The organism is Arthrobacter sp. SO5, assembly GCF_020532805.1.
In the GTDB taxonomy this organism is placed as follows: domain Bacteria; phylum Actinomycetota; class Actinomycetes; order Actinomycetales; family Micrococcaceae; genus Arthrobacter.
Genome location: NZ_MQTQ01000043.1, coordinates 1 through 527, shown reverse-complemented (window position 1 = coordinate 527; position 527 = coordinate 1). Strand labels below are relative to the sequence as shown.

Annotated in this window: 1 protein-coding gene; it reads left to right on the top strand. The window is 65.7% G+C overall.

Going from position 1 to position 527, the window contains the following annotated elements:
• Positions 1-527, top strand: a 527-nt coding sequence (locus BJG92_RS07955; RefSeq protein ID WP_232083492.1) for a DDE-type integrase/transposase/recombinase, incomplete at both ends; no start/stop codon positions are given.

Here is a 527-nt window from a genome sequence, read left to right as displayed (position 1 = left end):
CAGGTCGCCCCGCGGACTTACCGGTCCTGGAAATCCAAAGCACCCGCTGTCCGGACTGTCACGGACGCTGCTATCGTCGATGCGCTGAAAGACACCGCGGAGAAACCCGAGTCCCTGTACGGGCGGCGGAAAATGACAGCCTGGCTGCGCAGAGAGGGCCACGACGTGGCCAGATGTACCGTGGACCGGCTCATGGGGGATGAAGCCATGAACGGCCTCGTCCGGGGCCGGAAACCCGGAGCCGGTAGGCCAGCGAAGGACTCCCAGCGGGCCCCGGATCTGCTGAACAGGGACTTCACCGCGGCCCGGCCGAACGCCGTGTGGGTCACCGACTTCACCTATGTCAGAACGTGGGCCGGCTTTGCGTATGTGGCCTTCGCGATTGATGTCTTCTCCCGGGCGATCGTGGGCTGGCACGGCTCCACGGTCAAGGACACGGACATGGTGCTCACCACCTTGAAGATGGCGCTCTGGCGCCGGGACCAGGCCGGAACGCCGGTCCCTGCGGGCATGGTCCATCACAGTGA